Annotated in this window: 16 protein-coding genes; 11 read left to right on the forward strand and 5 right to left on the reverse strand. The window is 36.0% G+C overall.

Annotation, left to right across the window (positions count from 1 at the left end):
• Positions 1–504: 504 nt before the first annotated feature.
• From galE to ACLIBG_RS11875, 9 genes are all read left to right on the forward strand, one after another.
• Positions 505–1,518 carry a UDP-glucose 4-epimerase GalE gene (galE, locus tag ACLIBG_RS11835; RefSeq protein WP_439312969.1) on the forward strand — a complete coding sequence of 338 codons (1,014 nt, stop codon included), beginning with the start codon at positions 505–507 and terminating at the stop codon, positions 1,516–1,518.
• Positions 1,519–1,625: 107 nt separating this feature from the next.
• On the forward strand, positions 1,626–2,792 hold the full coding sequence (locus tag ACLIBG_RS11840; RefSeq protein WP_439312970.1) for a glycosyltransferase family 4 protein: 1,167 nt from the start codon (positions 1,626–1,628) through the stop codon (positions 2,790–2,792).
• Positions 2,793–2,795: 3 nt separating this feature from the next.
• Positions 2,796–5,441, forward strand: a complete 2,646-nt coding sequence (locus tag ACLIBG_RS11845) for a bifunctional glycosyltransferase/CDP-glycerol:glycerophosphate glycerophosphotransferase (protein ID WP_439312971.1) — start codon at positions 2,796–2,798, stop codon at positions 5,439–5,441.
• A gap of 168 nt (positions 5,442–5,609) precedes the next feature.
• Positions 5,610–6,434, forward strand: coding sequence for an ABC transporter permease (locus ACLIBG_RS11850; RefSeq protein WP_439312972.1), 825 nt, complete (start codon positions 5,610–5,612; stop codon positions 6,432–6,434).
• A 15-nt stretch (positions 6,435–6,449) separates the two neighbouring features.
• Positions 6,450–7,283, forward strand: a complete 834-nt coding sequence (gene tagH, locus ACLIBG_RS11855) for a teichoic acids export ABC transporter ATP-binding subunit TagH (protein WP_439312973.1) — start codon at positions 6,450–6,452, stop codon at positions 7,281–7,283.
• 196 nt (positions 7,284–7,479) lie between these two features.
• Positions 7,480–8,169: an IspD/TarI family cytidylyltransferase gene (locus tag ACLIBG_RS11860; RefSeq protein WP_439312974.1), complete on the forward strand. Its 690-nt coding sequence runs from the start codon at positions 7,480–7,482 to the stop codon at positions 8,167–8,169.
• Positions 8,169–8,909, forward strand: coding sequence for an SDR family oxidoreductase (locus tag ACLIBG_RS11865; protein WP_439312975.1), 741 nt, complete (start codon positions 8,169–8,171; stop codon positions 8,907–8,909). The genes ACLIBG_RS11860 and ACLIBG_RS11865 overlap by 1 nt, the downstream gene beginning before the upstream one ends.
• A gap of 196 nt (positions 8,910–9,105) precedes the next feature.
• The gene (locus ACLIBG_RS11870; RefSeq protein ID WP_439312976.1) at positions 9,106–10,383 is read left to right on the forward strand and encodes a CDP-glycerol glycerophosphotransferase family protein; all 1,278 of its coding nucleotides are present in this window, start codon (positions 9,106–9,108) and stop codon (positions 10,381–10,383) included.
• Between the two features lie 63 nt (positions 10,384–10,446).
• A complete protein-coding gene (locus ACLIBG_RS11875) occupies positions 10,447–11,655 on the forward strand; it encodes a CDP-glycerol glycerophosphotransferase family protein (RefSeq protein WP_439312977.1) in 1,209 nt (402 codons plus the stop codon).
• A 46-nt stretch (positions 11,656–11,701) separates the two neighbouring features.
• On the opposite strand, the gene ACLIBG_RS11880 is transcribed toward ACLIBG_RS11875, so the two are convergent.
• On the reverse strand, positions 11,702–12,424 hold the full coding sequence (locus ACLIBG_RS11880) for a glycerophosphodiester phosphodiesterase (RefSeq protein WP_439312978.1): 723 nt from the start codon (positions 12,422–12,424) through the stop codon (positions 11,702–11,704).
• Between the two features lie 335 nt (positions 12,425–12,759).
• Here ACLIBG_RS11880 and ACLIBG_RS11885 point away from each other — a divergent pair, with 335 nt between their 5' ends.
• Positions 12,760–13,728: a nuclease-related domain-containing protein gene (locus tag ACLIBG_RS11885; protein ID WP_439312979.1), complete on the forward strand. Its 969-nt coding sequence runs from the start codon at positions 12,760–12,762 to the stop codon at positions 13,726–13,728.
• 299 nt (positions 13,729–14,027) lie between these two features.
• On the opposite strand, the gene ACLIBG_RS11890 is transcribed toward ACLIBG_RS11885, so the two are convergent.
• The 4 genes from ACLIBG_RS11890 to ACLIBG_RS11905 all read right to left on the reverse strand — a co-directional run bounded on the left by ACLIBG_RS11890 (position 14,028) and on the right by ACLIBG_RS11905 (position 19,585).
• Positions 14,028–15,434: a lipopolysaccharide biosynthesis protein gene (locus tag ACLIBG_RS11890; protein ID WP_439312980.1), complete on the reverse strand. Its 1,407-nt coding sequence runs from the start codon at positions 15,432–15,434 to the stop codon at positions 14,028–14,030.
• 314 nt (positions 15,435–15,748) lie between these two features.
• A complete protein-coding gene (locus ACLIBG_RS11895) occupies positions 15,749–16,999 on the reverse strand; it encodes a polysaccharide pyruvyl transferase family protein (protein ID WP_439312981.1) in 1,251 nt (416 codons plus the stop codon).
• A gap of 176 nt (positions 17,000–17,175) precedes the next feature.
• On the reverse strand, positions 17,176–18,291 hold the full coding sequence (locus ACLIBG_RS11900) for a glycosyltransferase (RefSeq protein ID WP_439312982.1): 1,116 nt from the start codon (positions 18,289–18,291) through the stop codon (positions 17,176–17,178).
• Between the two features lie 19 nt (positions 18,292–18,310).
• Entirely contained in the window at positions 18,311–19,585 is a 1,275-nt protein-coding gene (locus ACLIBG_RS11905) for an O-antigen ligase family protein (RefSeq protein WP_439312983.1), read from the reverse strand.
• Between the two features lie 211 nt (positions 19,586–19,796).
• On the opposite strand from ACLIBG_RS11905, the gene ACLIBG_RS11910 reads away from it, so the two are divergent.
• Positions 19,797–20,909 (forward strand): glycosyltransferase, encoded by a 1,113-nt coding sequence (locus ACLIBG_RS11910; RefSeq protein ID WP_439312984.1) that lies wholly within the window; start codon positions 19,797–19,799, stop codon positions 20,907–20,909.
• The last annotated feature ends 10 nt before the right edge of the window (positions 20,910–20,919 follow it).

The following is a 20,919-nucleotide window of genomic DNA, read 5'->3' on the forward strand; positions in this document are numbered from 1 at the left end:
GGTTCATAGGGAAGACCTCTTTTCTGTGAATGTTGTCGCTAACTCTATTCTACAGAAAGGGGCTTCCTTTTTTAAATGAAGATCGTTTAATCGTCATTTCTATTTACACAAACTATTTTACACTCTCCATTATTGTAAAATATACGCATTTATCAATTTGCTAATGATATATTATAAATGTTTTTTTCTTTTTGTTTTTTAGTTCACTTATTATGCATTTCATGTTTTGAGTTTAAAACATGAATGCGTAAAAAACTGGGTAATTAGGCTGGTTATGCTTTCAATTATGGTATTGAGCTTTTGAGTCGACTAGACTGTTTGGTGTATGAGTAAAGGTATTAGTTTTTTAAAAAGGAAATTAGTTAACTTTGTCTAAGCTTGTATTTAAATGTCTAAAATAATAATATATATATGGGATATATGGGTTAAGATTATTATAGTAATGAGTGCAATAAATATTGGGCAATTACAGCAATAGAAATCGTATTTCAGGAGATGTGAAAAATGTCAGGTGAAATTTTAGTTACCGGAGGAACTGGATACATAGGTTCTCACACTGTAATTGAACTGTTAAAAGCAGATTATGACGTAGTTATTATAGATAATTTTTCAAATAGTAGTATGAAAGTTATAGATCGAATAGAAAAAATCACTGATAAGAGACCGATATTAATTAACACTGATTTGCTGAATAAAGAAAATATATATGATGTGTTTGAAAAATTTAGCTTTAGTAGTGTTATACACTTTGCAGGATTAAAAGCTGTGGGGGAATCCGTAAATAATCCCTTAAAGTATTATTATACTAATATTGCATCAACTGTTAATTTGTGTGAGGTAATGACTGCATTTGATGTCAAAAACTTTATTTTTAGTTCTTCAGCAACTGTTTACAGTGCACAAAACAAAATGCCTATAAATGAAGATGGAAATTTAGGACCCAATAATCCTTATGGAAGGACTAAATTGTTTATTGAGGAAATGCTAAGTGACTTATATCAATCTGATTCGAATTGGAAAATAACATTACTACGTTACTTCAATCCTGTGGGTGCTCATGAAAGTGGTCTAATTGGTGAAAGTCCTAATGGAACACCTAATAATTTAATGCCATTTATTACAAGTGTTGCTGTTGGGAAACAGAAGAATTTAAAGGTCTTCGGATCTGATTATAATACAAAAGATGGAACAGGTGTTAGAGATTATATCCACGTTATTGATTTAGCAAAAGGGCATGTTCAAGCATTAAAGCATAATTGCGAACCAGGAATTAAGACATATAATTTGGGAACAGGCAAAGGCTATAGTGTTTTAGAAGTGGTTAAGACTTTTCAATTGGTAAACGGAGTAAATGTACCATATGAAATTGTAGACAGAAGGCCTGGTGATATTCCTATTAGCTATGCAGATGTTACTAAAGCAAAAGACCAACTTAATTGGAATGCAGAAAAGGGTATTATTGAAATGTGTAAAGATGCTTGGAATTGGCAAAAAAATAATCCTAATGGGTATAACTGAAATTTATAGAATGTTTTTTAACGAAATCATTTAGACCGTATCAATTCATCAATTAAAATATTTAATTAATTTGTTTGGATGTTAATATAGATATAAGGAGTATAGTTATGAAGAACCGAAATATTGTTTTTGTCTTAAATGAATATAACGATTACGGAGGGGCTCAGCGGGTAACGGCAACTTTAGCTAATGAATTTATTCGGGATAATCATAATGTATTCATTTTAAGTATAAATGAGAATAAGCAAAAAGGGTCTTATTTTTCCGAAAATGTAAAAGTACATGTGTTGCATTCTGATGGGTATAGAGCGCCGGGAGAAACTGCGATCATGCCCAATTTTAAAAAAGGTAAAATGAAAAAGGTATTTGTCGAATGGAAAAGGCGATCTCAATTAAAAAAGAAGAGACAAGAAGTTATTAATTTATTTAAAAAAAAGCTAGGTAATGAAGAAGTATTTGTAATAGTAATTCAAGTATGGGGGATGCAATGGATTGAACCCCTATTATATAAACAAAACATTAAAATAATAGGACAGAGCCATGAAAGTGTATCTGCATCTAAAGGGACTCATCGTTATAAAAGGATTTTGAAATACTATCGACAAGTAACAAAGTTTTTATTGCTTACAAAGAATGATGCCGAATATTTTAAAGAATTAGGCTTCACTAACACAGGGGTAGTGCACAATCCGTCTTCATTTCGAATTCATACAGATGCTTTAAGTCTATATTCTAATAAAAAGATTGTTTCAACGGGTCGTTTAATTGAAGATAAAGGGTTTGACGTGCTAATTGAATCTTTTGCAAGAATTGCATCAAATATTCCAGGTTGGGAATTATATATATATGGTGAAGGACCAGAAAAAAAGACCCTACAAACTTTAATTAATGCATTAGGGATGCAAGATCGAATACAATTAAAGGGTCAATCAAATAATATTGAAAATGTATTAAGGTCGGCAAGTTTCTTTGTGTTATCCTCCAGAGCAGAGGGGTTACCGATGTCACTTATTGAAGCAAAATCTTGTGGCCTACCATGTATTTCAACAGACTGTGCACCGGGTATAAGGGAAATTATTGAAGAATATAAAGATGGTTTAATAGCACCAGTTGACGATATACCAGTATTATCAAGGCATATGCGCAGGCTTGCACAAAATCAAAATTTATTCACTTCATTTAGTCAAAATGCATACGAAAATAGTGTGAAATTTGATAAGGGTACAATTAAACAACAGTGGTATGATCTATTTAACGTACTAGGAGAGAATTAAAAAATGATAAATAGCGAAACACAAAATTCACCAAAATTATCTGTAATTGTTATCGCTTATAACAATGAACTATATATTGAGGAGGCGCTTGAGTCTCTAGATCAACAAACCTTCAGTGAAATGGAGGTTGTTGTTGTTAACGATTTATCGACAGATAATACGGGACAATTAATTGAAGACTTTATTAAGGATAAACCTAACTTTAAGGTTGTTCATCATAAAGAAAACAGTGGTGGTTGCAGTAAACCAAGAAATACAGGAATTGCTAATTCTACCGGTGAATATATTATGTTTTTAGATGGCGATGACTGGTATACAATAGATGCTTGTGGAAAGATGGTTGCTGCGATTGAAAAAACGGATTCTGATTTTGTTGCAGGGCAAGCCATTAGAACAAATAATTATAACATTTGGTATCATGGGCTTATATACTCTAAAGAAAGAATAAATATTAATATTCGTGAATTTAAACCGTTACTTTTTGATAGTTTATCAGTAAATAAAATTTATAAAAGGTCTTTTTTAGATAAACATAAGTTACGATTTCCTGAAGGCATTCACTATGAAGACGTTGTATTTACCGGGAAGGCATACTTTTTAGCCGATTCTGTAAGTGTAATACCCGAACCAATTTATTATTGGCGGGTTGTTGAAGATGCAGATGTTAAATCAATTTCCAATAGGCGTTATGAGTTTGAAAATTTTAGAAATAGAATTACTTCTCATAGATATTATGATGAATTTCTTAAAGATATAGGGGCAGTCAATTACCAAGAACATAAAAATAATAGGTTTTTAAAACATGATTTAAAACTATATACTAACGATTATTTGCTTTTTGACGAAGAGTATCGCTTAAAATTTCATGAGCTTATATATGAATACTTACATGAGGTTATGGATGAATATGCATTTATAAGATTTCCTGAAAAAGAACGGATAATGAATTATCTTTTGTATATAGGTGATAGAGATGCATTTGAAGATTATGTTGCCTATATTAATGGGTTACCAACAAAGTCGAATAGAATTTACAATATAGGAAATGAGTATTTTTTTAAAACCTCAAAAACAGAGGGTGTTAATAAGAAGTTTTTAAAAATTGGAGAACCTGAAATTTCCTATACAATTAATCATATTTCATTGGAAAGTAACACTTTTTCTTTTCGAAGTAAAGTAGAAGTACCATCAATTTCAATTAATGAAATAACTTATTTTTGGAGACTTAGGAATAGACAAACAGGAGAAGTTATCCATTCACAAAAAGTAGATAAAGATCACTTTAGTTTTAACTTAAAAGAAGTATCACCGGGAAATTATTATTTGTCTTTATTTTTAACTCATCAAGGAAACCTGTTTAAGAAGTTAATTAAGAATTCTCAAATAGACTACTTACCAAATATAAAGACCAACGATAGTTCTATTTCTAAAAGTATTTTTATAAACCATAAAAATTCATTTGCTATCAAAGTTACGTCACACAGTAAAATACAAAAAATTAAGTGGAAGCTACGGAACAATGAAGTTACAGAGAAATTTAATGAAACATTTAATCAAAATTTGAAAAAGCTAGTTAATAAACTTCCTCTTCGTTCAAAGTGGGTGTTTTTTGAAAGCCATATGGGTAAACAGTATAGTGATAACCCAAAATATATATATGAAGAGATGTTTAAAACGGGAAAAAAACTCAAATATATATGGGGGTTTCAAAATCCGGAAAATATAGAGATCCCTGGACCAGCCAAAAAAGTGAAGAAAGATAGTCTCAAGTATTATTATTACTTGAATAGATCAAAGTACTGGATTGATAATCAAGGTTTAGCTAACTTAGCGAAAAAGAAGAAACAGCAAATATATTTGCAAACATGGCATGGGACACCATTAAAAATGATGGGATACGACCAGAAAAAACAACTGACAAAAAAAGAAGTATCTAGATTAAAAAGACATACAAATTCTTGGGATTATTTCATCACTACTAATCAGTACAGCACTAACATTTTTAGACGAGCTTTCCGATATACTGGAAATATTATAGAAACTGGTTATCCTAGGAATGATGTATTAATAAATAATCCTAAAGAAACAGGTACAAAGGTTAGAAATTACTTTGATCTTAGAGAAAGTCAAAAGGTTGTTCTATATTCACCCACATTTCGTGAATGGGACAGAAATTCTTTTCAAAATGTATTAAGAGACGTTAACTTCCTGAGTGAGAATGTTTCTGAAAACACGGTTGTTATTTTACGGTTACATTATTTATTATCAGATAAGCTAGACCAGTTTAATCTACCCGAAAATATTATAAATGCTTCATCTTATGAAGACATTCAAGAGTTATATCTGATATCAAATATATTAATTACAGATTATTCTTCTGCTATGTTTGACTACGCCTTATTAAAAAGGCCAATTATATTCTATTGTTATGACCTTGAAGAGTATAAGTATAAAAGGGGTTTGTACTTTGAACTTGCTAAAAAAGCACCAGGACCAGTGTGTAGAGCAATAGAAGAAGTGGTTGACTACATTGAGTACCCTGATAAGTTTATGGAATTCGAACAAGATTATAACGATTTTTTGAACGAGTTTGGAAGTGTAGAAGAGGGGCATGCAACTTCTAGGGTTATTAAAAAAGTGTTTGAATAAATAGAGGGAGTTGCAAAAGCAGCTCCTATTTTAATGCTGGATTAAATTACTTTAATAAATCTTTTTCAAATTAAACCGATTAAAACTATACTCACAAGTAATTTTTATATATAATAAGGGAATGTGGAACGACACAAAAGTTGATATCACCTTTGAAAGGATATACCTATGAAATCGGCAATTACTGTTCTTAAAGAACAAATAAAACATTTTTATTTAATACGCAGACTTTCATTATACGAACTAAAAAGTGAAAACCGTAATAATTACTTAGGGATGGCATGGGAAGTCATTAATCCATCCATTCAAATTCTTATTTATTGGTTCGTGTTTGGGAGTATTAGGCAACGAGCAGATGTAGAGTTGGCTGACGGGATAGAAGCTCCTTTTATACTCTGGCTGATGAGTGGTTTTATTTTATGGACTTTCTTTTATCAATCGACTATACAAGGTTCTAAATCTGTTTATAGCAGGTTGCAAATGTTATCTAAAATGAATTTTCCAATGAGTGTGATCCCTAATTTTACAATTTTTTCCCAATTTTATATTCATTTAATTATGTTGGGTATGACTATTATTATTTTTCACCTTACAGGACACTATATAACGGTTTATTATTTACAGTTTATATATTTCATTTTTGCCACATTTTGTTTTTTATTTGCAATATCCTTAATAACATCTACTTTATCAACAATCGTAAGAGATGTTCATATGTTTTTAAATGCAACACTACGTATGTTACTTTATTTATCTCCCATATTGTGGCCGATATCTAAAATTATTGAAAATGATTTGATTATATCAATTTTAAAACTTAATCCACTCTATTATATAATCGAAGGCTACCGTGCTGCATTATTTGGCGTGGACTGGTATTTATTTACCCATTGGGAATACACACTATATTTTTGGGGATTAATTGCTGTCTTATTCCTTTTTGGCGCCAGTCTACATGTTAAATTCAGAAGGCATTTTATTGATTACTTATAAAGGGTTTGTGAGAAGATGAAAAAGGCGATCATCGTAGAAAATATTACAAAAAAATATAAACTGTATAATAGCTCAAAAGAACGTATTTTGGATTTAATTACTCCAAAAAAATACGGAGAAGACTTTTATGCACTTGCAGGTGTGAATTTTGAAGCTTATAAAGGTGACGCGATAGGTTTTATTGGAATTAATGGTTCAGGAAAGTCAACATTATCCAATATTGTTGCTGGGATAGTACCAGAAACATTTGGATCGGTTGAAGTGAATGGACAGGCTTCATTAATTGCAGTTTCGGCAGGACTCAAAAATGATTTAACTGGTAGAGATAACATCGAACTTAAATGCTTAATGCTTGGATTTAATAAAGAAGAAATTAAAAAAATGGAACCCGCGATTATAGAGTTCTCGGAGTTAGGAAAATTTATCGATCAACCAGTAAAATCTTATTCTAGCGGTATGAAGTCCCGTTTAGGTTTTGCTATCTCTGTAAATGTTGATCCCGATATTGTTATTATTGATGAAGCTTTGTCTGTAGGCGATAAAGCTTTCTCTGAAAAAAGTTTAGCGAAGATGAAGGAATTTAAAAGCCAAGGAAAAACAATGGTTTTTGTTAGCCATTCGATTGGTCAAATGAAAGACTTTTGCGAAAAAATTCTATGGCTTGAATTTGGTATGGTGAAAGAGTTTGGGACAGTTGAAGAGGTAATACCTAAGTATGAAGAGTTTTTAAATCAATGGAAAAAGATGAATAATAAAGATAGGGAAGCGTATAGGCTTGAAGCTATGGAAAAACAAAGTGAGCTTATAAATAAACACTACACTAACGAATATCATAAACAGGTTAAATGAGTTAAAATATCAAAAATATCTTTAGAATGGGAAGATTCAATGCAATTTATTGAGTCTTCTCTTTTTTATCCCTTTCTCCTTGCCCTCGAATACTGTCGAGCGAAATTACCTCAATATTCCTAACATTCGACATTTTATCCATTACCATTCAAGTATACTATAAATATCTATTTAATTTTAAACCAGGAGGCCATAAATGCAGGACTACAGTTTTATCTTACTATCCGGCGGTGTTGGCAAAAGAATGCAGCTTGATATACCGAAACAGTTTTTATTGCTTGCTGGAAAGCCAATTTTTATTCACGTATTGGAAAAGCTGGATACCATTCAGGAAATAAAAGAAGTAATTATTCTATGTCCGGACAAATTTATTGTGCAGACGGAAAGCATTATACAAAATTATGGGTTTTCTACACCAATCATTTGCATTGAAGGGGGAGAGTCAAGACAAGAGTCGGTTTATAAAGGATTGGGTAAGGCAGTTCATGAACAAGTTATTATTCATGAAGCTGTGCGGCCGTTCGTTTCAGTAGAGGAACTCAAAGAATTAATTTATTGCACTAATGAAAGCGCTATCTTTGGTTCTGATATTCCGTTTACTGTTCTGCAGGGGAAAAATGTCGTGGAGGGGAATTTAAAACGGGATCGCTTAATAAACGTGCAGCTGCCGCATAAGTATAACCGGAAGAAACTTTTATATGCGCATGCATGTGCTCGTGATGAAGAATTGAGTTTTACGGAAGATGCAAGCTTGTATTTTCATTATTACAAAACGGAAATTACTGTTTTAAAAGGCAGTGAATATAATATTAAAATAACAAAACCGATCGACCGCAAGATAGCGGAAGCGATTTATAAAGAATCGATCGTGAAGGAGAGATCCTAGTGTCCAGAACGTGTATTATTACTGGTGCGAGTCGGGGAATAGGCAGGGCGATTGCAGTTTCGTTAAGTTCGTGTGAAGATATTACAAACTTTGTGCTGATTTCACGCACGGAGGAAGGGTTGATTGAAACTTGTCAGCTAATGAATGGGGATAAAAACATTCAATATGAAGTGGCTGATTTAACAGCGTTTGATGATGTGGGTGAATTGGTGCAGACGATTGGCAATGAATTTGGGACAATCGATCTTCTCATTAATGTTGCCGGTTATGCTAATCCAAAATCGCTGTTGGAAACATCGGTTCATGACTGGGAAAAGTCTTACAAGGTTAACGTCCATTCCATTTTTAATATAACGAAAGAAGTAGTTCGATATATGAAAAAGACTGGCGGAAAAATATTAAATGTTGCATCAACCGCAGGAAGTTCTGCTCGTCCGGGGTGGTTGGCTTATGCATCATCAAAAGCAGCAGTGATCAGTATGTCCGAGACATTGTCCGAGGAACTTGCGGATTACGGTATTTCCGTTTACTGTATCTCTCCGGGTAGATGTGCAACAGAGCTTAGAAAAATATTGGCACCGGATGAAGATCCTGACACGATTATGCAGCCGGAACATGTAGGGCAAGTAGTGAAAAACTTATTGTCCGACGATGGTATTTGCTTGGATGGTCAAAACATTGTCGTTCGGAAACAAGTGGAGAAAATAGCAAAAAAACAGGTTACGAAACAAACGATGTAAAAATATTGGCTTCTTCGATTATTTAATCCACATGGCTGTTAACGGCCCTTAATGAGAGATCGTTTTGGCGAAACATCAAGTGAAAAAACAATTAAGGCGGACATACATTATAAGGTTGTGTCAACTGCGCAAGTCAATTGTCCATACAGCGATACAACAACCATTGAAAATTATAACATAGTTGAGGCGATCATTTATGACGAAAATAGACTGGATTCAAATTGCTTTATTGCTGCTTATTTTGCTATCGGTAAACAGACCGTTATTAAAGAAAAGCAGATTACTAGGAAAGCGTGCAGTTGTTATTTCGATTCACTTTTTATCCAAGTTTGTACCGAAATCTAAAAAACTTATTGTTTTTGGAGGGGAAAATGGCCAAGGATTTCGCGGGAACACAAAATATTTATTTTTGAAACTGGCGCGGGACCCTAACTTGCAGTGTGTTTGGATTTCAAAAAACAACCGTGTCATTACCCAACTAAGAAGGAAAGGTTATGAAGCGTATAAACACCATTCTGTAAAGGGGGTTTACCAGCAGCTTCGAGCAAAACTAGTGATTCATTCCCACTCCATTAATGATGACTTTAGTAAATCATTTTTGGGCGGTGCAATTTCGTACAATACGTGGCACGGTGTAGGGTTAAAGAAGGTATGGGGGGCTAATAAACATACATTTTCCTATAAGGTGTTACATGAACCAAATAGCATCAAGCGCTATTTTGGCAAGTTAGTCGTAAAAACGAACCAGGCAAAAGAAAATTATGTTGTGTCTACAAGTGAAGCAGTTTCTTCTTATTATCCCGAAACGTTTATCGTTCCGGAAAAAAAAGTTCTCGAACTTGGGCAAGTGCGAAATGATGTATTTTTTAAAGAGAGTGAGGAAGATTTTTTAATTCCTGAGTGGATCCGGAACGATAAAGTAATTTTGTACATGCCTACTCACCGAGGATTTGGCAAATTAGAAACAGATATTAATTTGGCATTTGACTTTGAACAACTGAATGACTTTTGTCGTGAAATGGGATATATATTTCTCGTTAAAAGGCATATGTACAGTAGCGGGCAAGTGCCAACTTCCTATGAAAGAATCGTTGATATTAGTGAAGAACCGCATGATCCACAGCTTTTATTGAAATATACGGATATACTCGTTACGGATTATTCGAGTTGCTATACGGACTATTTGTTATTGGATCGTCCGGTGTTATTTTATTGTTACGATTTATCGCTATATCTGACCAAGTCAAATGAAATGTATTTTAATTATTTTGATGTAACTCCTGGACCAAAAATAAACGAATTTGTCGATTTAATGCCAGGACTAAAAAGATCAATCGAAGAACCGGATTTGTATAAAAAAGAGCGAAAAAAGGTGCTGGATCTATTTTATGCAGAAGAAAATCAAGGAGAAGTTTTGGGAAAACAAGCAGCATTTATTTATAAACATTTGCTGAATGTAGTACATAAAAAGTAAATAGTAATTCAAGAACGGCTTTTAAAAACAAAATGAATGTGCAAGAGGCAGGGGCGATGCGAATTGAAATGGCTCAAGTTAATACCTACTATATTGATTAAATATTTCTTGCGTACTTTTTATAAATTATTTTGTGCGTTGTTTCCAATTGATCCGAACAAAGTGACATACGCTTCATATCGATCGGAGCGCTTAGAAGATAATTTATATTACATTCACCAGGAGATCAAGAAAGCAAAGCCTTCCACCCACCATGTGTTTTTGTTCCGGAAATTAAATAATAGCTTAATTGGAAAAATAACATACACTTTTCATATGGTGCGATCATGTTATCATCTAGCAACCTCACGCTATTTTATTATTGATGACTTTTATTTTCCCATTTATGTATTACGTATTAGAGATGGCATCGAGATTATCCAATTATGGCATAGTTCCGGCGCATTAAAAAAATTCGGTTTAAGTACAGTAGGCAAGCCGTATGGCCCAAGTGAAAAGTATTTGCAGCACGTAGATATCCATGGAAACTATTCAAAAGCATATGTCAGCGCAGATTCCGTCGTACCAAATTTTGCTGAAGCCTTTGGCATGCCAAAAGATCAAATCTATCCGCTCGGTGTACCACGTACGGATTACTTTTTTGATACGATATCCCATCGGAAGTTGCTGAAGGAGTTTTATGAAGCATACCCGGAATTAGTCGGCAAGAAGCTAATTCTATATGCGCCTACTTTTCGTGGGAAAAGCCATAATCAAAATGACGCTTTCGAATGTCCGCTCGACTTGGTGCATATGCGTGAACTTTTACACGAAAAATACGCATTAATTATTCACGTCCATCCCTACATGAAAAAAGGTTTTATTATCCCGGAAGGTGTGGATGATTTTGTTTATATGAGCGAAGGGCCGTATTCGATTATGGAGTTGCTAGTGTTAACTGAAACGCTCATCACCGACTATTCCAGCACCTTTATTGATTTCAGTCTACTAAGGCGGCGCATGATTTTTTATGCATATGATTTAGCAGAATATAAAAAAGCACGTGATTTTTACTTCGATTATGAAGCAATCGTTCCCGGCCCTGTTGTTTCAGACACTGCCGAATTAGTGGAGGAAATTGCTGCGGAAAACTTTGATCCTGATCAAGTTCAATCTTTTGCGAAGCGTTTTTTCGACCACCGAGATGGCAATGCTTCTGCACGAATAGTAGACCATATTTTTGAACAGGAGGGCGTTGAGACTAGTCGGAATAAGCAAGCAGCCAGCTGGTAGTTCTTCGAGAGAAGAGGTCAGGCAGTGTTAATACTACTGCCCGGCATCATTCAATTGAACCGAAAATTTCCGGATTGTTGGAAAATACACCATCAACACCAAAATTCAGCAATTCATCATATCTCTTTATAGAGTTAACCGTATATGGATAAACTTCATAGTCAAGTGCTTTACATTCTTCAACGAGTTCCTGATCCGTATAAACATTATTAGGATGAATACTTCGGATATTTAATCCACTATTTTTTGCATAATCCCACATTCTTAAAATGCGGTAGTAAAACAGCATGCCTAAATCCAGTTCAGGTGCAATTGTTTGGACTTTTTGCAGCGAGAAATGATCGAAAGAAGAAATTAGCACATTACTCATTCGATCATGAATACGAAGACAATTAATCAGTTTGCTTTCAATCCCGGGATAAATTACTGGGATATTTTTAATTTCGATATTGATGAGGAGTTCAGGAGGGCAAATCGCAAGCACCTCTTCCAGCGTGGGAATCGTGGTTCCCGCGTATTCATCTGAAAAGGAAGCCCCAACATCTATTTGCTTTATTTCTTCGAGAGTATAATTTTTAATAAGTTCTTTTGCATTTTTGTTAAATCGCGTCAACTTATGGTCATGACAAACGACCAAGTGATCATCTTTCGTTAATTGTACATCCAATTCAATAGCTTTTTCCCCATGTGATAAAGCTTTCTGAAATGCGGGCACTGTATTTTCCGGCGCCTCCGTTAATGAACCACGATGAGCAAAATTTAAAACCATAAACAACCCACTCCCTGCTTTTTGGTTAACTTAAGGATAACATATTTTTTAAGCGTGGAGACGATGCGTAGGTTGCGGACATCTCTCCCCCAGATACCGGTTGGCGCTGATATTCGACACAAATGCATCGATTAATGACGATTCCGCGCCTATACTGAAGCGTAGATCGCTAATAAAATTAATAAATGCGCCGATAAAATCAACATCTCCGCTGATAAAGGTCAATGAGCCATTTTCGAGCTCTCGCTAAATAGTCGCATTAAATAGAAGGAGATCTACATATTTTAGCGAATTATGACTTAATGCAATAAAATTTTAGAAGGGATGTTAAATGATTGATCGTCAAACCCCATGTGATACCACAGTACCTTTTGCAATTGGAAGCATTAAATCGTCGGCTGCCACCGGAACATAAAAATAAGAAAAGTGTTCAAAACCGTTCCACGAATTTACGCACAGGCTTCAATGGAGAAACCGCCCTCGTCTATTATCTGCAATTGCTCCCCAGCGCTGAATTCCACATTTTACATGATCTTCGAATTCCTGACGATGCAGGATTATTTCAATTAGACATACTTATCCTATCAGCAAGTTTTGCTCTAATTATAGAAGTTAAAAATATTTATGGGACGATCACGTTTGATGGAATGGGACAAGCAATACGCACAACGGAGCATCTGGAAGAAGGCTTTCACAATCCTATAGAACAAGTGAACATTCAAAAAATGAGGCTAATAAACTGGCTGCGCAAAAATGAATTCCCCAACATCCCCGTCGAAGGCATTGTTGTCTACAGTAATACAAACACCATTCTAAAAAACCCTACGAATAGTAAAATGATCGCGAATACCGTTATGCATAAGGAAAAATTGCTTTCGAAAATGGAAGAAATTCGAAAAAAACATGTAAAGTCCATTTATACACCGAATCAAATAAAACATCTATCCAATAAACTAAAAAAGACCAATACCCCGAAACAAGAAAATGTTTTGAAAAAATTTGAGGTTAGAAAAGAAGAGCTGCTCCGTGGTGTGATATGTTCCAACTGTGAATACTTAGCAATGGAATGGAAAAACGGAAAATGGAATTGCTTTAAGTGTGGCTATCGTTCGTCGGACTCCCATTTGAATGCACTGAATGATTACTCTTTATTAATTTCTCCCATGATTACAAATCGAGAAGCAAGACAATTTCTAAATATACACTCCACCCATATTGTTAAGAGACTATTGCAAAAATCTGGTTATCCCGCCATTGGAGAGTACAAATCAAGAAAATACTTGCTCCATCGAAAGGAGATATAGATTCGACTAGCTAATGTGAGATAGCTCGGTATTCGGTGAAAAGTTGTGCTGACAAGTTGTTGCGTTTCCGGTGCGCTGAAACTAAGGTCTGTTTCGCTGATAAACAGAGTGCCGCGCTGATAAATAGTGTATAAGCGCTGATATTCGAGTCTACCGCGCTGATACTCGAGTCCGCCGCGCTGATAAATTGTGCATAAGCGCTGATACTGATCTTCCATCTGCTGATTCCGAGCGCCCCTATCAAAAGATTTTCGAGGTTTTGTTCAGCTTATTACAAAAAATCCGCACAAACTCGTATCTTAGTTGGCTCTTCTTTTAGCGGTAACTATTCCCACCAAGTAACGCACAATTTTCCAATTATATATAAAAAAGAGTGCCATCCCGATGACGATGCTGAATACAATACCAACTCCATTCGATATAAAAGGAACAATAATCGCGACGGGGATCAAAGCAAATAGGAAAGCTACTTCTTTTATGTTCATGGAAACATCGAAATATTTTTTTGCCGACATGACGCGGATAATCCATGTAGTCAAGAAAGCAAACACGGTGGATAAAGCTACAGCATAAAGGCCGATAAAGTGTATGAAAACGAGATTAAATACGACATTAATGACCGCCCCCGCTACAGACGTAATTAAAATGATATTCGTTTTTTTCGCGCCATGATAACCAGCGGACCAAAATAGGGAAAAGGTGTGGAAAAGAGCACCAACAAGCAGAATGCCGATATACTTCCAAGCTTCATAAAATGCATCTGATATGACCAATGCCAAGATGGGCTTCGTGAGCAATGTAAGCATGATAACCGACGTCGTCATTAATCTAAAAAAGTGAAAAAACACAGTGGAGTAATAGCTGTTTTTTTCTTCTGATTTGAACGATAAGATGGCACTATCTTTCCATGCTAGGAAAAAAACGGTATTGATCATTAATAAAAGCGCCGGAATTTTATTGGCGATCGCATAAATACCGTTGAAGTCAACACCGAGAAATAGCGTTATCATATACCGGTCCGACATCGTCATAATCCACCAGCTCGCGGCACCTGGGATAATTGGAATAGCATAAACGAGAAACGAATGGAGTATCTTTTTTGAATAAGAACGAACACGGATGTATTTTCCAAAGCCCATGACTTTCCAGCCTAATATAATCATGGAAACGCCAGCAATAATAGCAGAGTAAAAAAAAGCTTCTATTCGAAGTTGGAACAGAAGAATAAAAACAAGATTTAATATGACAACGATGAGAGTTTGCAAAATGCCCATAACCGCAAATAATTTATTAAAGCCGAGACCACGGGCACATTGTTGGATAAAATTGATCCCAATCGCAACATTGATATACAAGAGTGCCTCCCATTTAAATGGGATGGAAATGATAAAAAAGATGATGGCAGCAATACCAGTAAAAATAAGCATGTTTCGAATTACTGCAATGGCGCCTGTAGTTATGAGCGTCGCCCGCACCGTTTCATCTTTTTCCTCGAGTACCCAGCGGTATGTTGCATTAATCAGTTCAAACGTAATAAAAGGCATTAACAAAGTCGATGTCGTCACAACCAAGTCCCACAGCCCATATTCGGACGGACTAAAATAAAACGTGTAAAGTGGAATCATCAAAAAACCTAATGCAGCAGATCCAAAATTAGCAACTCCGTATATGAATGTATCCCGCATAAGTTTTTGTTTATTCTCCATTGTATATTGTCCTTTTTATTGGATTCCTCTGTTGAAAGTGTGTGATTGATCAATCTGCCGCTGATAAAGCGTCCCTGTGCGCTGATAAGAGACTTGGTCGCGTTGATTCATTCATCAGGTGCGCAGATAAAAGCTTCACATGCGCTGATAGAGTCGACCGATTCGCTGATAAAGAAGTCCTGTCCGCCGATAAAAGTCTCCCACGCGCTAATAAATCCACCAAACCCGCTAATAAAATCCGCACTTGCGATGGTAACCCCGCAATCGCAGCTATCACTAATGATCCTGCTCGCTTTCGACTAAACTTATCCATATCATTTTAAGTATTCGTCCAGTTTATCGAAGTGTCTCTCTGCATCTTTCACTTGATGCGCTATATCAAATGCGTTTGCCTTCATCGATTCAAACACTGTGTTTGGAGCGAGTGTATGCAATGAATTGAAATCTGCAAAAGTTCCTGTGAAGCCTGCATCATCCATGGCATGTTTCATTTTGTTGCTGTATGCAATCGGAAATACGGGTTTTTCATATAACCATCCTAGTATCATCGCGTGGAAGCGGGTTGCAATGACAAATGACGCGTTGGTGATAATCTGCAGCGTTTCATTCATATTTGTTTGATAAAGGTGTTCGTTTATAGATTTTAAATAAGAAGGGGGAATCATGTTTTTTACGGCAACAATCGCTTCCTGGTCTCCCTCCGCTTCGCAAAATCCCATTAATGTAACAGTATGATCGCGTTCGATAAAATAAACGGAAAGCTCTTTTATTCTTTCAAAGTAAATAGTATCCTTATTTTTCAATTGTTTTTGTGATGGCATGATCACTGAAATGACAACATTGTTTGCAGCAAATTCTAGGTTTCTTTGCTTAGTCACAGCGCTCTGGGAAAAATCAGTAACTGAGCGCTCAGTCTGGTGCCCCTGCTCATTGAAGGATCGCTTATCACCGACCATCCGCTCAGTCTGACGCCCCTGCTCATTGACAGATCGCTTATCACCGACGAGGCACCTGGCGCCACACCCCCGCTCATTCACAGGGAGTTGGAATACAACATCAGATGCTTTGCGCACATTTTTCAAGTCGCTAAAAAGGTCGTACGAATATTGGTCACGAAAACAAATATCTGTATATGTTTGAAATAATGCTTTATGTTTTTCAAAAAAATCCGCTTCCTGAAAAGGGCCAAAATTAGCTCCTAATAGAAAAAAAGGCTTTCCTTTCAATTTCATTTCTTTCGTATTTCGGAAGCTTTTTTCCCAATATCTAATCTCCATAAAAAGGGACCCGCCAACATATACAACCCCATCACACGTACTTGCGATCAGTTTGCGACATAAATTATGAATACCAAACAGTCGAAATAAAAAATTGATTCCTCTTACAAGAAAAAGATCGCTAGATATCACGTGAACGTTTTTATTCGTTTCATGAAATACTTTTTGGTAGTTTCTCGGCGCATAAAGAACGAATGTCGTTTGCGGGTATCGCTCACATAGAACTTTTATGAATAAATCGTCACCTAAATTAAACCGGGTATATGCATAAACCATCACTTTTTTCATTCCAACGACCCATCCTTTTAAGACGATCAATTCTGTATGATCGCTTCCTGGTCGAGTTGACCGTATTAAAAAGGATTGCACAAAAAGTGTTTTTTTAGACGTATGATGTAGCTTGTTCTTCGGATAAATATTTTACACGGGACGGTCACATCTACTAACTTCCCATGCCCACTCACTCAGTTCACTTTTTTAACCATCCGAAAAAGCGGATACATCCGATGTTCCGTAAAATACTTTAGACGTAAAAGGGAGTAGATACCTCCATAAGAATGGCGTTTGATCAGTACACCAATAAGTCGCGCCTGCATTCGGTCTTTAAAAAACGGAATGTTTTCTCTTACTTCTTTATTGGAAATAATCGCATGGATGGTCTTCTTCTTCTGTGTCGCGGAAAGATCGCTGCCAGGGTGAAATAAATTATTGAGCACAAGAACAATACTGTTTGCAAAAATAAGCTGAACATATTCCTTATTCGCACCTGAATAGCTCACATTTTTTTGTAAAAAACGTTTAATTTCCTGATAGAGCATCAGTTGGTTTTGGAAAAGATTTTTGTTGAATTTGCTGGAAAGAGAGTGGTTATTTTCGATGGAATACAAATATAATGGATCACGAATAATGTTTACTCGCTGGCAATTTTCGATATACGCCAGATTAAATAGTAAATCCTCTCCCATTGAAAGATCCTCCCGAAATTGTATGTGACGAGATTTAATTATGTCTGAAACGTATAATTTATTCCATAACGAAGGTAAAACAATATCGTAATAAAGCTTACCGATTTCGTTTAAAAATGTTGAGCGATTGAGAATGCCTTCTACTGCCGGCAAAATTTTTCTAATTGTTCCCGTTTCACCATTTACACGAATGGTGTACCCGCAAATAACGAAATCGATATCGCCCTCTGCCTCCATAGCTGCAACGAGTTTTTCCGTCAAATCCGGCTCAACCGTATCATCTGCGTCTACAAATTGAATAAAATCTCCTGTGGACGCTTGAACGCCTTCATTTCTGGCAGATGAAGGGCCAGCATTTAGTTGATGAATCACTTTCATACGGGAATCCTTTAAGGCATATGCGTCACATATATCCCCGCTCTGATCGGTTGAACCGTCATTGACTAAAATAATTTCCAAATCCGAATACGTTTGATTTAATACACTCGACAAGCAATTGTCCAGTACTTTTTCTGCATTATAAATAGGTACAATAATGCTTACTAATGTTGATTTGTCCATTCGTTTCACCACACAATGATATTTTCCCTTGGGGTGTCTTTTTACTATTTTCATCGAGATCCTGCCCAACACTTCAACTTCCTTTTATTGTCGGCTCCGACAATTCTTCTCCAACAAGTAAACCAATCGACACAAACAAAATCGCTACATACGTCATAACAGAAGGTGCGAACAGTACGTGCCCGGCCAGTAAAGAAATACCGAAACATAAACCAAGGGTAAGCAAAAAGGTTAAATACTCCAATGTCAGCAGCTTAAGCGAAAAGACTTTACGAGCAAGATATGCCAGTGGCAGCAGCAAAAGTAGGGTACCTATGATCCCGTAGCCAAAGAACAGATCAAAGAAATCCATTTCAATCGTTTTTGGATGGTCTTCGTAATCACCAGCAAACCCCATCCCAAATAGTTTTCGCATACTATCTGTTTGAATAAAGTTATCTTTCGTCGTATTGAAGTAAATGTTTCTCGAACTTAATACGCGTCCAATGAACGTATGTTTTGCGACCTCCACTTCCTTTTCTTCCATTCGAACCTGTTCAACTTGTTTCGGAGCAAAATCCACTTCCTTCGTGTTCGATGCAATAGGGGAAAAAGGGGCAAAGCTTATAAATAGAATAATGCTCGCAAAGAACAAGAGGTACGTTTTTTGCTGTAGTGTTTGGTTTTTATGTTTTAGTAATAAATAAACCCCGTTGAAAAATAAAAGGACGATTGCCCCGAGAAAAACCGTTTTTGTTCCAATCATCGGCACCATACTGACCATTAAAATAAAAGCCAATTTTGTTGTAAATGTATCTGTTATGAATAGGTTAACAATTGTAAAACCAAGCAGGATAAGGACAATAACACTTAACTCATTTGCGGCATAAAACCACCCAGAATACCCACCCTTTAAATATGTATAGCTTGTAATATTTGTTTTTGTAATGATTGCCAGCCAAAAGCTTATTCCAATGATAAGACTGACGACATTTATGGCCTTAAAAAGTAGCTCTCGATTAATTAGTTTCGAATCAATTAAAAGAATCGCTGCAAAAATCATCACAACATAGTAGCTCGTTTTTAACATAAAATTTACTTCTTCATAAAGAAGGTACGGGTGTTTCAGTAGTAAGTTAACGGCAGCCATTACCAAAATACCTGTAAAAGTAGCGATAAACATGCCCAGTAGTTTTTTATTGTGTGTGAACAGATACTTAAAAATAATAATGAACAAAATTCCAATGGTCATTGCTTTTACGAGTGCGCCGATGGATATTCTAGGAAGACCGTATTCCGTCGACAACGATGTAGCCATATCGATAACTGGCTGTATGATGATAAACAGAAAGATAATTAAATGAACCACAAACTTCACCACATTTAATAAAATTTAGGATTGCACGCCTCAGAGCTGTCTTCCCACGTAGGAAGAACATCTGACTTCAATCCCAATTTAAAACCTCCATACGCTACAATTATGGACAAAATTCGAGCATCTATTCAACCTGTCCTTATAATTCTCCTACCCACTGGTTATATTGAGTTACTACATCATGAACTTGGAAGGGGAATGGCAGTTGAAAATATTGCACCTAAATGCCGGAAATGAGACTGGTGGAGGCATGCATCATATTTTAAATCTGCTCAATCAATTTAATCGGGATGAATTTATTTTAGGCGTGCTGGAAAAAGGAGAACTTCTGAAAAGAGCAAATGAGATAGGAATCCGGACTGTTTATTTTCCGAATAAAACGCGAATGAGTATTCCACTCATGTATCAATTGCAAAAATATATACGCAAAGAAAAAATAACGGTCATCCATACTCATGGCCCCCGTGCAAATGTGTATGCGAACTTTTTAAAAAGAATTTGTTCCTTTCATTGGATTGTGACGGTGCATAGCGATCCGTGGCATGATTTTCGTGGAAAGGGACTGCGCGGTGAAGCCTTTACACGTTTACATGTACATGCGATTCGAAATGCGGATAAAATTATTTCTGTTTCTAATACATATGAAGAAAAGCTGACAACAGCCGGCGTTCATGGGGAAAAAATGACGACGGCTTGGAACGGTATTGATTTTAAGGAGGAAATAGGCGAAGAGTTTTATACAGAAGATAACATCAATAAGAACGACGATACTTTTATTTTTTTAAAAGTAGCCCGGCTGGAACCAGTAAAAGGGCATCAGATTGCACTAGAGGCATTTTCCGAGATCATAAAGGAAAAGGGGAATTGTCAGTTCATTTTAATCGGTGATGGACCTTTGCGCACGGAATTACAAGCGTCCGCAAAAAGTCTTGGTATCGCTGAACATGTTCATTTTCTTGGACATCTTCAAGATCCCACACCTTATTATCACTTGGCCAACGTAAAAGTGTTGTCCTCATTTAGTGAAGGCTTCCCGCTCGTCTTGCTGGAAGCTGCCCGATCCAGAACACCGGTCATTGCAACAGATGTCGGAGGTGTCGGAGAACTTGTCCCTCATCAAGCGCTCGGATGGCGGATCAAGCCAGGAGATGTCAATGAATTAGTACAGGCAATGAAAGAAGCGCTCATTTTTCATCAAAATGGGTGGCTCGAAACAGTCGGAGAAAAATTTCATCAACATGCTGCTTCTCGATTTTCATTGGAGAAATTCGCCCAAAGCGTTTATAATGTATACCTAAGTGTAAAAGAAACAAACTAAAGGTAGAAGC

Source organism: Virgibacillus sp. W0181 (assembly GCF_051846915.1).
Taxonomy (GTDB): domain Bacteria; phylum Bacillota; class Bacilli; order Bacillales; family Amphibacillaceae; genus JBPYCR01.